Source organism: Pseudarthrobacter sp. efr-133-R2A-89 (assembly GCF_030209315.1).
Lineage (GTDB): Bacteria > Actinomycetota > Actinomycetes > Actinomycetales > Micrococcaceae > Arthrobacter.
The window spans coordinates 292,671-306,209 of sequence record NZ_JARVSE010000003.1 but is presented as its reverse complement, the minus strand read 5'-3'; the positions used below and the strand labels follow the sequence as shown (position 1 = coordinate 306,209).

At 66.4% G+C, this 13,539-nt stretch carries 15 protein-coding genes; 9 read left to right on the top strand and 6 right to left on the bottom strand.

Translation table 11 applies throughout. The features are described 5' to 3' along the window. Window positions 1-1,396 (bottom strand): hypothetical protein (locus tag QRM95_RS07630; protein WP_285247194.1); only part of this gene is annotated, 1,396 nt, incomplete at its 3' end. Window positions 1,397-1,739: 343 nt separating this feature from the next. Between QRM95_RS07630 and QRM95_RS07625 the strand changes: the two genes are divergently transcribed. Together QRM95_RS07625 and QRM95_RS07620 are read left to right on the top strand one after the other, a co-directional pair. Beyond that, window positions 1,740-2,789 carry a glucose 1-dehydrogenase gene (locus QRM95_RS07625; RefSeq protein ID WP_285247193.1) on the top strand — a complete coding sequence of 350 codons (1,050 nt, stop codon included), beginning with the start codon at window positions 1,740-1,742 and terminating at the stop codon, window positions 2,787-2,789. Window position 2,790: 1 nt separating this feature from the next. After that, window positions 2,791-4,593 (top strand): glycoside hydrolase family 15 protein, encoded by a 1,803-nt coding sequence (locus QRM95_RS07620; protein ID WP_285247192.1) that lies wholly within the window; start codon window positions 2,791-2,793, stop codon window positions 4,591-4,593. Window positions 4,594-4,700: 107 nt separating this feature from the next. Here the strand turns inward: QRM95_RS07620 and QRM95_RS07615 are convergent, their stop codons facing one another. Further along, window positions 4,701-5,204, bottom strand: coding sequence for a hypothetical protein (locus QRM95_RS07615; RefSeq protein ID WP_285247191.1), 504 nt, complete (start codon window positions 5,202-5,204; stop codon window positions 4,701-4,703). Window positions 5,205-5,376: 172 nt separating this feature from the next. On the opposite strand from QRM95_RS07615, the gene QRM95_RS07610 reads away from it, so the two are divergent. Together QRM95_RS07610 and QRM95_RS07605 are read left to right on the top strand one after the other, a co-directional pair. Continuing rightward, window positions 5,377-6,087 (top strand): response regulator transcription factor, encoded by a 711-nt coding sequence (locus QRM95_RS07610; RefSeq protein ID WP_285247190.1) that lies wholly within the window; start codon window positions 5,377-5,379, stop codon window positions 6,085-6,087. Beyond that, entirely contained in the window at window positions 6,084-7,568 is a 1,485-nt protein-coding gene (locus tag QRM95_RS07605; RefSeq protein WP_285247189.1) for a sensor histidine kinase, read from the top strand. The genes QRM95_RS07610 and QRM95_RS07605 overlap by 4 nt, the downstream gene beginning before the upstream one ends. 68 nt (window positions 7,569-7,636) lie before the next feature. Here QRM95_RS07605 and QRM95_RS07600 read toward each other — a convergent pair whose 3' ends face one another. Together QRM95_RS07600 and QRM95_RS07595 are read right to left on the bottom strand one after the other, a co-directional pair. After that, entirely contained in the window at window positions 7,637-7,840 is a 204-nt protein-coding gene (locus tag QRM95_RS07600) for a hypothetical protein (RefSeq protein WP_285247188.1), read from the bottom strand. 337 nt (window positions 7,841-8,177) lie between these two features. Then, window positions 8,178-9,467 carry a MinD/ParA family ATP-binding protein gene (locus QRM95_RS07595; RefSeq protein ID WP_285247187.1) on the bottom strand — a complete coding sequence of 430 codons (1,290 nt, stop codon included), beginning with the start codon at window positions 9,465-9,467 and terminating at the stop codon, window positions 8,178-8,180. 273 nt (window positions 9,468-9,740) lie between these two features. On the opposite strand from QRM95_RS07595, the gene QRM95_RS07590 reads away from it, so the two are divergent. Both QRM95_RS07590 and QRM95_RS07585 read left to right on the top strand, forming a co-directional pair. Then, window positions 9,741-10,304 (top strand): hypothetical protein, encoded by a 564-nt coding sequence (locus QRM95_RS07590; RefSeq protein ID WP_285247186.1) that lies wholly within the window; start codon window positions 9,741-9,743, stop codon window positions 10,302-10,304. 106 nt (window positions 10,305-10,410) lie between these two features. After that, entirely contained in the window at window positions 10,411-11,127 is a 717-nt protein-coding gene (locus QRM95_RS07585) for a DUF4397 domain-containing protein (RefSeq protein ID WP_285247185.1), read from the top strand. Here QRM95_RS07585 and QRM95_RS07580 read toward each other — a convergent pair. Beyond that, window positions 11,124-11,273 (bottom strand): hypothetical protein, encoded by a 150-nt coding sequence (locus QRM95_RS07580; RefSeq protein WP_285247184.1) that lies wholly within the window; start codon window positions 11,271-11,273, stop codon window positions 11,124-11,126. The genes QRM95_RS07585 and QRM95_RS07580 overlap by 4 nt on opposite strands. Before the next feature lie 30 nt (window positions 11,274-11,303). Between QRM95_RS07580 and QRM95_RS07575 the strand changes: the two genes are divergently transcribed. After that, the gene (locus QRM95_RS07575) at window positions 11,304-11,876 is read left to right on the top strand and encodes an RNA polymerase sigma factor (RefSeq protein ID WP_285247183.1); all 573 of its coding nucleotides are present in this window, start codon (window positions 11,304-11,306) and stop codon (window positions 11,874-11,876) included. Continuing rightward, window positions 11,863-12,702: an anti-sigma factor gene (locus QRM95_RS07570; RefSeq protein ID WP_285247182.1), complete on the top strand. Its 840-nt coding sequence runs from the start codon at window positions 11,863-11,865 to the stop codon at window positions 12,700-12,702. The genes QRM95_RS07575 and QRM95_RS07570 overlap by 14 nt, the downstream gene beginning before the upstream one ends. A gap of 170 nt (window positions 12,703-12,872) precedes the next feature. Here QRM95_RS07570 and QRM95_RS07565 read toward each other — a convergent pair whose 3' ends face one another. Next, complete coding sequence (locus tag QRM95_RS07565) at window positions 12,873-13,019, bottom strand: hypothetical protein (protein ID WP_285245853.1); 147 nt, start codon at window positions 13,017-13,019, stop codon at window positions 12,873-12,875. A 226-nt stretch (window positions 13,020-13,245) separates the two neighbouring features. Between QRM95_RS07565 and QRM95_RS07560 the strand changes: the two genes are divergently transcribed. Continuing rightward, entirely contained in the window at window positions 13,246-13,446 is a 201-nt protein-coding gene (locus QRM95_RS07560) for a hypothetical protein (RefSeq protein ID WP_285247181.1), read from the top strand. Window positions 13,447-13,539 lie beyond the last annotated feature (93 nt).

Sequence of the window (13,539 nt, the reverse complement as noted above, 5' to 3'; positions counted from 1 at the left end):
TCACGTTCAACGGCGCCGTCCCCGACGTCGGCGAAGCCGTAAACGACGCCACCGGCGCAGGGACAGCCGGGCCGAGGGACCGGTCCGAGAACCAGTAGCGCTTGGCCACGTTGTCGCTGGCCAGGACCACCAGGCCGGTGGTGCCGTTGACGCCCTGTTTGGTGGTGGTCACATCGTTCATATTTGACGAGGAGGCGCTCTGGATGACCGGCGTTCCACGTCCCGAGCCGTATACCGGGTTGTCCATGGACGCGGTCTTCTCATAAATGGTTCCGGCCACGCCCGAGTAGGCGCACCCGCTGACTGAGGTGGGCGGTGCCGTCTGGAAGGCGTGGACCAGATTGTTTTGGGTGTCCAGGACGATCTGCGGCCGGGTGACGCAGTCCCCGGTTGTGGAAAGTGTTGATTGCGTGAAGGAGCCGGTTCCCGGCTTGAAGACGAGCAGCAGCAGTTGGGGCAGCGTGGGATCCGAAGACGTATCGTTGAGGCTCGTCTTGACGGCGGCAAAGACCCGCCCGCTGGGATCAGCCTGCAAGGACTTGATGTTGAGGTGGTCATCAGCCTGGCCAGTACCCCTGATGGCGGGCTGTTGTTTCCACGATGACGACGCCGTGGGCGAGGTTCCGTCGGTCCGCATGGCCCACCAGACAGACCCAGTGAGCTGGTCGCTCCACATGACCCCGATCTTGTTCTTGCCGAATGCGACAACCGCTGAGATGTCATCTGGTGAGGCATTCGGGTTGGAAACAGGGATGACAAACGGGCTGGCCCAGCTGGCGCCTCCGGGTGCGGAGTTGTTCACATACACGGTGTTGGTGTAGCCGGCGGTGGAGTTCCCGGCTACCTGCGTCCAGGTGGCCCAGATGGCCCCGGTACTGTCTTCATCAATGGTCATTGATTCGCTGGTGTTATTCGTGATGACCGTGGGGAATCCGGCGTCAAGGGTGTACTTGCCGCCGGCGTAGCTGTACCGATACAGATTTGCGGGCTGGCCTGTCGCCGAAACGACGGGGCCTGAGTTGGTCGAAACCGCAACGACGTGGGAGGCAATGTACAGATGCGTGCCATCCCACAGCACATCGGCCAAGGTATTTCCGCGGGCGTCATTCAGTAATCCGGTATCCACCCAGGTATGCGTTCCGCGGTCGAGGCGGTAAATGTGCCAGCCGCTGCCGGTTGTCCACATATCCGCCCACCACGAGCCGTCATTCCACCACAGCTTGCTCTGGGGTTTATCCGAGGTGGGCGGATTGGCGACCCCCGAGTAGGAGATGCTTTGCGTACCGTAGACCGGATCAGCCGAGGCCGCCGGCGACATCGCCAGAAGGGACCCGGCCACCAAGGCGGCGGCAACAACGGACTGGGACAACCATGTCAGGGAACGCTTGATGTTCACAAAAGCTCCTGGGCGCTAATAGGCAGATAATCAGCAATTTCTTCACTGGTTCTTATTCGTGCGCCCAGTCGCCACGAATTTCAAAGTTAGCCCAGACGTTAGACCTGAATACACAACTGCGCAAGGACCTGCTGGCACGGGACTCCAACACCCTCCGTCCAAGCGGAAAGCCGGGGCAAGGTGGACCACCCGTCAATAGTGATGTGGCGGCTCCCAGCCTTTTCCGGGCCGGTATTCAGGCTATTTGCGTAAGCTCACGGCAAACGCTGGGAAAACCACATGTTTTCTGCACGGATCCAAATGGAACGGGCACCACAAAGTGTCCTGAGGCAGGGAGGAAATCGTGAAAGCTTTAACCGTTATCCCCGGTTCCGTCGATTCAATGGAGCTCAGGGAAATCGCCGAACCCGCCACCGCCGAAGGTTCGGTCCTCGTTGAAACCCTGGCCATAGGCCTCTGCGGAACAGACGTTGAAATCACCGCCGGCGAGTACGGCGAAGCACCGGAGGGCTCCCCCTACCTTGTCCTGGGCCACGAAAACCTCGGGCGGGTCCTCGACGCCCCAGAAGGCAGCGGACTCAGCGCCGGTGACCTGGTGGTGGGAATCGTCAGGCGCCCGGATCCTGTGCCGTGCCCCGCTTGTGCGGCCGGCCAGTGGGACATGTGCCGCAACGGCCGCTACACCGAACATGGAATCAAAGGACTGCACGGCTTTGCCCGTGACCGCTACCGCGCCGATCCCGACGCACTGGTACGGCTTTCGGCGTCCCTGGAAGATGTGGGTGTCCTGCTGGAGCCCACCACCATCGTCGCCAAGGCGTGGCAGCACATTGATGCGATCGGCTCGCGCGCCTTTTTCGAGCCCAAAATCGCCGTGGTGACAGGTGCCGGCCCAGTGGGCCTGCTGGCAGCGCTCCTGGGCGTGCAGCGCGGTTTGGAAGTACACGTGTTTGATCGGGTGACCACCGGCCCCAAACCCGAACTCGTCGCTGACCTTGGTGCCATTTACCATTCGGAAAGCCTTGCGACCTCCGGGGTGGAAGCCGACGTGTTGGTCGAATGCACCGGTGTGGCCTCCGTAGTGATGGAGACCCTGACCTGCCGTGCGGTTGATTCTGTCACGTGCCTGACGGGAGTTTCCTCGCCCGGCAAGACCAATTCCGTTGACGTTGGTTCCGTCAACCGGACCCTGGTGCTGGGCAACGAATCGGTCTTCGGCAGCGTCAATGCCAACCGCAGCCACTACGAGGCTGCGGTGGAGGCGCTGGAAAAGGCGGACCAAGGCTGGCTTCAGCGGTTGATTTCCCGCCGGGTCCCCTTGGGTGACTTTGACAATGCCTTCCGGCGGAGGGACGACGACGTGAAAGTTGTCCTGGACTTCCAGGACCTCTGAGATGCGGAAGATCGAGGACTACGCCATCATCGGCGATCTGCACACGGTCGCGCTGGTCGGCACTGACGGCTCGATCGACTGGTTGTGCCTCCCGCATTTTGACTCCCCTGCCTGTTTCGCGGCCCTCCTGGACAGTCCGGAGGCCGGGCGGTGGCTTCTGGCACCCGTGAATGCGGGAGCCTGCACCAGCCGCCGTTACCGCCACGACACGCTGGTCTTGGAAACCGAGTGGGAGACCGGGACGGGGCGCGTCCGGGTCACGGACTTCATGCCTCCCCGGGATGAAGCCGCCGACCTGGTCCGGATCGTTGAGGGACTGGACGGCACCGTCCAGATGCACAGCGAATTGGCGTTGCGCTTCGACTACGGGCACGTGGTTCCATGGGTTCGCCGCACCAAGACCGGGATCCACGCCGTCGCCGGGCCCGACTCGGTGCACGTCGCCTCACCGGTTCCCATGCACGGCGAGCACCGCCGCACCGTCAGTGAGTTCACGGTCAATGCCGGGGACACGGTTCCGTTCGTCCTGACCTGGACCCCCAGCTACCGCCAGCGTTCGCGGACGGTCGATGCTGGCGCCGCACTTGCCCAGACCGTGGCTTACTGGGAGGAATGGTCGGCCCGCAGCGGGGCGGACGGTCCTTACCGCGACGCCATCCAGCGCTCTTTGATCACGTTGAAAGCGCTGACCTTCGCCCCCACCGGCGGGATCGTAGCGGCCGCCACAACCTCTTTGCCTGAGCAGCCGGGTGGCCCGCGCAATTGGGATTACCGCTACTGCTGGCTCCGGGATGCTACCCTCACCCTCCAGTCGCTCATCACGGCCGGCTACACGGACGAAGCCAAGGCGTGGCGGCAATGGCTGCTGCGGGCGGTGGCGGGGGACCCTGCAGACCTGCAGATCATGTACTCCCTCGACGGGCGGCGCCGGCTTCCTGAGTCCGAGCTGCCCTGGCTGGCCGGTTACGAAAAGTCCTCGCCGGTCCGGACCGGCAACGCCGCGGCGGACCAACTTCAGCTGGATGTGTGGGGCGAAGTCATTGATGGTCTTTCCCTTACCCGCAACGCGCTCCTGCACGTCCCGGATGATTCGTGGGACATCCAGACTGCGCTGATGGAGCACCTCGAGGGTGTGTGGCAGCAACCTGACAACGGGTTATGGGAAGTCCGCGGACCCCGCAGGCATTTCACCCATTCCAAGGTCATGGCCTGGGTGGCCGTGGACCGCATGGTTAAGGGCGTCCGCCAGTTCCACCTGCCGGGCCCTGCGGACCGGTGGGAAGATTTGCGGGACGCGATCCATAAAGACGTCATGGATCACGGCTTCAACGCTGAGCTGAACTCCTTCGTCCAGTCCTACGGCGGCACTGAACTGGATGCCAGCCTGCTCCTCATTCCGCGGGTCGGCTTCCTCCCACCGGACCACCCGGCCGTCGTCGGGACGATCGAAGCCATCCAGCGTGACCTGACACAGGACGGATTCGTCCTGCGTTACCGGCCGGAGGAGAGCGACGACGGGCTGCCGGGCGGTGAAGGCGTCTTCCTGGCGTGTTCCTTCTGGCTTGTGGACGCCCTTCTGGGCGCCGGGCGGCGGACCGAAGCCACGGAACTCTTTGAAAGGCTGCTTGCGCTCCGCAACGACGTGGGCCTGCTCAGCGAGGAATGGGACGCGCGCGCAGGCCGCCAGCTGGGCAACACTCCGCAGGCTTTCAGCCACTTTGCCATGGTCACCACGGCCTTCCAGCTCCACCGCGGGCAGCCGGGCCAAAGCGATGAGCAGATTCCTGCGGGCCGCGCTTCCTGAGCCCCACGGGCCGGCGGCCGCTGCCCCGGCCCTGCGGCCGGGGCAGCGCCGAGGTGGCCAAGGCGGCGCCAACGTGCCGGAGCAAAGCCAGCGTCCAGTGGATACGCTTACGGCTTCGCGGGTGTTTGGGCAGCTTTGGCCTCGATGGCCTTGGCCGCCTTTTGGATCTTGTCCCCGTAGCCGCCGTTGAGGGCGGTGTCCTTGATCTTCGCCGCATCGCCGTCACGGTCGGGAGCCGCGGCTGCTTCCAGGGTCTTCAGGTCTGCCTGCAGGTTGGCCGGGAGCTTTTCGAAGGCTTTGGTGTGGTGAATCAGCACATAGGCGATCTCGTGGGCCTTGTCCCCGAAGCCGTCGGCTCCCTGGAGGTCCACCCTGAGCTCGTTCCGGAGGGCGCGGGCGAAGGGATGGGCGGCGGACTGTTTCCCGTTGCCTGGGCTCGGCGCCGCGGAGGTGGCACCGGCTGAAGGTGCAGGGCTTTGGCCGGCTGCCGAGGCCGACGTCGCCCCAAGAACCGCTCCCCCGATGAGGACAGCTCCTGCAGCGGCCGCGCCTGCGCGAACGCGCCAGCGGCGTGCGTCGCTGTTGCGCGGCGCGGTGGGATTGGTGTTCATGCGTATCTCCTCGATGGTTCCGTGGACCCGGACAGTTTGTGCCAGGCCTGCGCTGTGTTGCCTTTCCACTGTGGCGCGGGCAAGTCAGGACCGTGTTCGGCGAATGTAAGAGGACGGTAAAGTTCAGGCGCCGGCCGGCCGGGCGGGTGCTGCCATGGCGTTGAATGGATGCATGGAGCAATCAACAGCTGCCGGCACCACGCCGTCCCGCGGGCTGGTGCTGATTGTTGAGGACGAGCGCGCCATCGCTGACGTGCAGCGCCTCTACCTGAGCCGGGCCGGCTTCGGCGTGCACGTCGAGGCCACCGGGGAAGGCGGCCTGGAGCGGGTCCGGAGCCTGCGGCCGGTGGCGGTGGTGCTCGACGTCGGGCTGCCGGGCATTGACGGGATCGAGGTCTGCCAGCGCATGCGTGCCCGGAACGACTGGACTCCGATCATCTTCGTCACCGCCCGCGACGAGGAAGTGGACATGCTGCTGGGGTTGGAGCTGGGCGCCGATGACTACCTGACGAAGCCGTTTTCGCCCCGGGAACTGGTGGTGCGCCTCAAGACCGTGCTCCGCCGCACCGCCGGCGTCCCAGGCAACGGCATTTTGCGCGTCGGGTCGGTGGCCCTGGACCCGGAGAACCGCACCGCCAGCGTGGAAGGTAAGCCGGTGGAGTTGACCGCGCGGGAATTCGATGTGCTCGCATACCTGTTGGCCAGCCCCGGCCGGGTGTTCAGCCGTGAGCAGCTCCTGTCGGCGGTGTGGGGACAGGCTGACTACTCGGCGGGGAGAACCGTGGATGTGCACATCGCCCAGCTGCGTTCCAAGCTCGGTCCGGGCAACCCCATCCGCACCCTGCGCGGGGTCGGATACTCTGCGGACGGCGACCGGGCGTGAGTGGCCCGCTGCCCGGACCGGGCGTACGCGAGGAGCGCCGCCCCGGACCTCCCACGGTGCCGTGGCTGCGTTCCCTGGCCGGTCGCATCACGCTCGTCACTGCCGCCGTCGCCGTCCTGGCAGTCCTTGTCACCGGCAGCGTCGCCTTTCCGCTGATCCGTTCCGCTGCCGTCAACCAGGCCCGGGAGCAGCTTTCCCGCCAGGCCGATGCCTTCAGCGCCGCTCCGGTGGCTGCCCAGGCACTGGACCTGCGGGAGCGCAATCTCCTCGGACCGGACAATTACGATCTCTCCACCATCACTCCTGCCGGTTCCGTCACCGGTGCGGCCTCCCAGATCCTGGGTCCGGACGCGGTCCACCCGGTGCTCGCCGGGCAAAAAATCTCCCGTACCGTCACCCGTGGAGGTGTCCAGTTCCTGGTCGAAGCGAGGCCCCTCGCCAAAGGCGGCGGGATCGTCCTGACCAGGTCGCTCTCGGACGTTAACGCAGGATCGGCGCGGCTGCTGCAACCAACGCTGCTTGCCCTGGCGGCCGGGCTCTTGATCGCCGCCCTGGCCGGGACCCTGCTTGCCCGCCGGCTCTCAGGCCCGCTCGTCAGGACTGCAGCGGCGGCACGGCGAATGGCCGCCGGTGAACGGACCGTTCACTTTGAACCCGCAGGCGCTGCCGAGGTCCGCGCCGTGGGCGAGGCCATCAACACGCTGGACCATGCGCTGCTGGCCAGCGAAAGCAGGCAACGGGAATTCCTGCTGTCCATCTCGCATGAGATCCGCACGCCGCTCACCGCGCTGCGCGGATATGCCGAGGCCCTGCAGGACGGAATGGTGCCACCCGAAGACGCAGCCCGTGTGGGGCAGACCCTGGCCGCGGAAACGGACCGGCTGGACGGTTTTGTCCGGGACCTGCTGGCACTGGCCCGGCTGGAGGCTGACGATTTCACGCTCGATGTCCAACCTGTCGACGTCTCCGTGCTCCTGGAACAGACGCAGCGCGCCTGGCAGCCGGCAGCGGCCCAGGCGGGCGTGGAGGTCACAGTCCAACTGCCCGCTGCGGATGCCGGGGAACCCTTGATGGTCACCACGGACGCCCAGCGGCTCCGCCAAATCATTGACGGGCTCATCGGCAACGCCTTGCGCGTCACGCCGCCGGGGAAACCCCTGGCCCTGAAGGTAATGATCGAAGATGAGCCGCCCTCCCCCGCGACAGCGTCAGGTAACCACCAGCGCGGCATCGTCGCCATCCAGGTTCATGACAGCGGTCCCGGGCTTACCGCGGAGGACGCCGCCATCGCCTTCGACCGTGGAGCGCTGGCACGCCGGTACAGCGGACAACGGCCCACCGGCAGCGGGCTCGGCTTGTCCATCGCGGCCCGGTTGGCCCAGCGGATGAACCTCAGCCTCACGGTGGAACCAACGGCGCCGGGCGGGGACGGCGCCTGCTTTTGCATCCGCCTGCCGCGGGCAACCACCGTCCCGCGGTAAACGGGGCAGGGGAGGTACGACGGCGGCGCGCGGCAAAGTGCCGGGGCGCACCGCTGCTGGGCCGGGGCTTAATTGATCAGGTAACTGTCCTCGGCGTCGTGCCGGGGCGCGGGCTTTACGAACGGCAGCGAACTCACCACCGTCTTCACCCCGATCACGGGCAGCAGTACAGCCGCGGCCGCCACGGACAGCGCCGTGAAACCAACGAGCTCGAGCGTCTCGCGCCTCGGCAGGCGGCGACGGCGGCGCCCACCATCCATGAGATCCATCATGCTGACGAGGCTACGAGCGTGCCGCCGGGATTTCCCCGGTACCGGCTACCTGTCTTTCGCACCGGGCACTACTCAGACGACGAGCTACTGGCCGCGGCGGGCGCCGTCAGCGGTGGACAGGTAGCTGTCATAGCAGTCGCGGGAGCAAAACACCGCAGTGGGAGAGGGAGGGAGGACCAAGCCGCAGACCTTGCACTTTGGCTTTGGACGAAGACTCCGAAGCACGGTTTTCAGCATGAATGCAGGATATGCAGCCGCCCGGCGAATGTGATCAGTAACCGATACCTGAATCCGGGGGCGGGGATACCTGCTCCGGCGCCGGAAAATAACGAAGTTGTTACCGATATCCGTCTACGATCGCGGCGGCAATCTCCTTGTATGCCCGCCGTGTTTCCGGCTTGAGCACGTCCAGGGTGACCAGGTCGCCGTCGGCCACCCCGCGGTCGTGCGGCACGGCGATCAGTTCGCGGCAAATCCCGGACAGGTGTTCCTCGATGGCGTCTTTGTCCACCCGGGAGGACACCTCGTCCTTGTCCGTGATGACCACGATCGCGTTCCGGGCCAGGTCCTCGTATCCGTGGCTGGCCAGCCAGTGCAGGGTGCTGCGGGCCCGCTTGGCGCCGGAGACGGCGTAGCCTGCGGCGATCACCAGGTTGTCTGCCGACTGCAGGATCCCGCTCATCGCGTTGTGCGTCACGCCGGTGCCGCAGTCGGTCAGGGCCACCGAGTAGTAGCTTGAGATGAGCTTGCGGATCCGCAGGTATTCCTCGGCGGTCAGCGAGTCCGAGACCTCAGGGTCCTGCTCCCCCGCGATCAGGTGCAGCCGGCCGGCGTGGTGCATGTACCGGGCCAGGGCGGTGAGGGAATCGATGGATTCGATGTTCTCCAGCAGGTCCGTGATGGTCCGCGGGCTGGACTGCTGGTAGATGCCCTCGCCCAGGGCGCGTTCCACGAGGTCGCCGGAGTCCGGGTTGGCATCAATGGCGCACGGCGCGTCGCCGCGGTATTCGGCCAGGGTCAGGCCCACGCCCACGGTGGTGGAGGTCTTGCCGATGCCGCCCTTGAGGCTTAGGACGGCGGTGTTGTAGCTGCCTTGGAGCTGCCGGGAAATCCGGCGGCCCAGCTCGTCTTCGAGGCGCTGTTTGGGGCCGGGGCCCAGGTTCCAGGCGCCGCCGGTCAGGTTGTACAGCGCACCGCGGAATCCGCCCACCGGCCGCGGCTTCTGTTCCTTGACGAACAGGCCGGGCGAGCTGATGAAGTCAGGCATGGGGCTGTCGGCGATCGCGTCGGCCACGGTGGGCCGGCTGCGGCGGAATGACGGAGTGTCCGACGCCGGCGGCGCGGCTTCCGGCGCACTCCCGCCTGTTCGGCGGGCGGGCTCGGCCGCGGCGGGTTCAGCGGTCCCCGGCAGGGAGGCGCCCGGCACGGAGGCGATGGGCCCGGCGGGCGGGGACACCGGTGCAGCCGGCGGGGCCGCGGGTGCCGGCGGCGGAGTGCGGGTGGGGGCCGGGGCGCGGGACGGCTTGGTGGCGTCGGCTGCGGCGGCCGCCTCGGCCCAGGACGTGCGGCGGGTCACCGGTGTTCCGGCGTCGTTCTGGCTGGAAGGGGAAGGGGTTACGGCTGGCATGGTTCCTGTCCAGGCATCGTCCACTGTTCCGTCGGCACGACGAAGGTCGCGGCGTCGGCGCAGTTGCGGCTGCCCTGCATCCTCTGCTGGGGCGCCTGCATTCTGATCCGCCGGTTGTGGCATGTCTGTCCCCCCGGACGATCGGCAAACTGTTATGCAGCACTAGTTCAAACAGTAAGTCTACGGGCTATGCCGGGAGCATCCGGCCCTGGGCCGCGGCAGCCTGTTCCTTTTGGCACTGTTGATCGCAAGGTTCAGGCGCATCATATTCACATGAAACGGATCATCTGGTGCGTGACCGCAGCCATAATTTCCACGTTCGCTTTCGGCAGCATTTACGTCACGTTGCAGCAGATCGGACGCCACGCGGCCAACACGGCTCCGGCGGCGGCCGCGGCGGCGCGGCTTCAGCAGGAGGGACCCGATACGGCGGCCGGGCCCTGGCTGGAGCTGGCACCCGATTCCGGGGTCTTCCTGATCGTTTACGGGGACAACAACAGCCCGCTCTCCAGCACGGTGACGCTGCACGGGACTATTCCGGTGGTACCCACCGGCGTGCTGGAGGCGGCGCGGACCCTGGGGACGGACACGGTGACGTGGCAGCCGGAGACCGGCCTGCGGATGGCAATCGTCGCAAGGCAGGCGGCTGGCAAGGTGGTGGTGGCCGGCCAGTCGCTGGCACCGGTGGAGGCCAGTGACCGGATGACTTTGTTGATCCTTGCCGCCGGCTGGCTGGGCAGCATGGTGGTGATTGCGGGGGCCCTCGGCGCGGTAACGCTGATGGACCGCAGGCCAGGCAGAGTCCTTTGGCGCCGCGGAAGGGAATCAGCCGGCTGAAAGTCGCAAAGATTCTTCCGCGCCCTGCATCCGGGCAGGGCACTCGGCCGGTAGTAGGGGTGTAAGCGGAACCTCGCCCCGTTGGGGCCTCTGATTAGGAGTTGGAATGCGCAAGACACTTTCTGCAGCCGCAGGAGCAATGACGCTGCTGGCAGCACTCGCTTTCGCCGCCCCTGCCCAGGCGTCCGGCTGGCATCACGACCATGACGGGACGGCGAAACTCTCCGTCCTGCACGGCGTTCCGGGCCTGACCGTGGACGTCTGGGTGGACGGCAAGCTCACCCTGGACAACTTCACGCCCGGCACGCTGGCCGGGCCGCTGGACGTTCCGGACGGAGACCACAAGATTGCCATCACGGGTGCCGACGCGACCAGCGCCGACAACCCGGTGATCGGTCCGGTTGAAGTGGACCTGAAGGCCGGCGGGAATTACACGGCGGTGGCGCACCTGGCCGCGGACGGGACTCCCACAGCCACGCTGTTCACGAACAACACCAAGCCCAGCCCTGACGGCAAGGGGAAGCTGACCGTCCGGCACGTCGCGGCCGCCCCGGCCGTCGATGTCCTGGCCGGCGGGACCGCCGTCGTCAAGGGGCTCACCAACCCGAACCAGAAGACCCTCACCTTGAAGGAAGGAACCATCTCGGCGTCGGTGGCGGCAGCGGGAACCACCAAGCCGCTCCTCGGCCCGGCCAACGTGAACATCGCCGAAGGCAAGAACACGATCGTGTACGCCTGGGGCAGCCTGGCCGATAACACCCTGGGCCTGGCCGTGCAGGTGGTGGACTCCGCCGCACGCGGGCACGACTGCGACGACGACTAACCGCCGAAGCCCTGCAGTCGTTGGAACCTCAACTGGTCCCCGGCGGCGCCCGCACCGCGGCGCCGCCGGGCACCGGCAGGGGAAATGTCAGCCAGTGCCATGCGCCCGTAGCGGACCGCCCCGGGCAGCGGCATAATGGGGTCCACTCAGGCCCGTTGCCGCCCAAGGAGAACCCGATGGAGGCTGCCGCCACCCGCGATTGGGACCCCGGCCTCGACCAGGCGTTTGCCGGCGGGGACGAGAACGCCCTTGCGGAGGCCTACCGGCGGCTGAGCCCGCTGGTTTACACGCTGGCGCTCAGGTCCCTGGGCGAGCGGAGCGCCGCGGACGATGTCACCCAGGAGGTCTTCATCCGGGCCTGGAAATCACGGACCACGTACCGGCCGGAGGTGGCACGGCTCCCGGCCTGGCTGGTGGGAATCACCCGGAACGCCATCAACGACGCCCTCTCCGCCCGCGCCAGGCAACGCCACGTGGAAGAAGCCGTCATCCAACATCTTCCCTACCCCGCCGCCGGACCGGCGGACGGCAACGTGGAGGCCGTGGCCGACCGGCTGATCCTTGACGACGAACTTGAACACTTGGGAGACCCCCAACAGGCGATACTCAGGCTGGCGTTCTACGATGACTTGACGCACGACCAGATCTCGTCACGGCTGAACCTGCCGCTCGGGACCGTAAAAAGCCATATCCGGCGCAGCCTGACCCGGCTGCGCACCCGCTTGGAGGTGGAGCATGGAACACCTTGACGCGGAACTGTTGAGCCTCATGGCCCTGGGCGAGACACCCGGCACGGCCGCCGACGCCGGCCACCTCGCCTCTTGCCCGGAATGCGCCGCAACCCTGCGGGGGTTCCAACGGGTCGCCGACATCGCCACCCTGGAGCCCGCGGGTATCACGCTCGACCAACCCAGCGCCCGGACCTGGACAGCCATCCATCAGGCACTCGGGCTTTCACCGGCCCTTACAGCCGATCCCCTGGCCAGGCCCGCGGCCCCGGCAGACCAGCCGGCTCCCCCGCCGGCCGGGGTGGAGGCGTCGACAACGCCCGACGACGGCCCGCTCGCCGCCCCCATCCCGCTGCGGGCGGGCGGGACCCGCCAGCGCCGCCCCAAGGTCTGGATGGCGACCGCTGCCGCTGGGATCGTCCTCGGCACGGCTGCCGGGTGGACCGCTGCGGGGGTCCTGGGACAAGGGGGTACGCCGTCGCCCGCCCCCACCCAGTCAGCTCCGGTTGCACGAGTCCTGGCCGAGACGCCGCTGACTCCCCTGGCCGCGCATACAGGCAGCGGCGAGGCACAGGTGGAGCAACTTCCCGACGGGACCCGACAGCTCACCATCCGCCTCGCCGCCGAGCAGACCTCGGGCTACCGGCAGGTGTGGGTGGGCACCAGCGACCTCTCCGGGATGGTCAGCCTGGGCGTCCTGGCCGACGGCACGGGCACGTTCACCATCCCCACCGGCATCGACCTGGCCCAATATCCGATCGTCGACATTTCAAACCAGGCCTACAACGGGAATCCGGCACATTCGGACGACAGTGTGGCGCGGGGAAAGCTCAGCCCCAAGGCCTGAGACCCGGACGTCCTGGCCACGGCGGTGCTCCACCGGCCGGAATGGATGCTTAGTGGTGTGTGAGCGCTGCCGCCACGACGGCGACGGTGAGCATCAGGAGGACGGTCAGGACGGTGTAGCCCACCCACTTGGGACGGCCTTTGTGGGGGTTGATATCGACATACGGCATGTCAGCGCTTGTTACCTCGGGGTGCGGGACGGACGGGGATCCGGAGTGCGCGGCGCTTGAGCCGCAGCATCTGGTAGAGGACTGCAAAGGGGATCAACAAGGTGCCGAGCAGCGCGCAAAGCGCCATTGCGTAGTCGGAAAAAGCCACAACAGTCTCCATTGGTGATAGTGAGCCCCCGCATAGACCCAACCAGATGAAAACGAAATTGACAAATTGAGTCAAAAACTCAAGGTTTCCTCAAGATGCAGCACCCTCGGTCCTCACGTGGCCACAGCCGCATCGAGAGTTCTGTCGCGATGTACGGAGCCGGTATGGATCCACGCCCGGCCGCGCCAGTGTACTCACGACCTGGCCTTTGGCCTAGTCTGGGCTCATGAATAACTCCAAGAGAGCTACGCTCATTTGGTCGCTGGGGGCAGTTATTTTTTCACTCCTGGGCGTCTACATCGCGCTGACATCCGTTGGCACCTGGTACATGGTGCTCTCGGCCGCCATTCTTCTTCTGGCCGGCATTATCTCTGCGTCAAAAGCGATCCTGACCATTCGCACGGCTGAAAAGCCCAACGCTTCATAGCCCGGTATGTCTTCCACGGTCTGTGCCGATCGTTGCCGTCATCTTTTCCTTCGCTGCCTCGGGAGCCCCGGCTTTGGTTGTCGTAGCGGGATG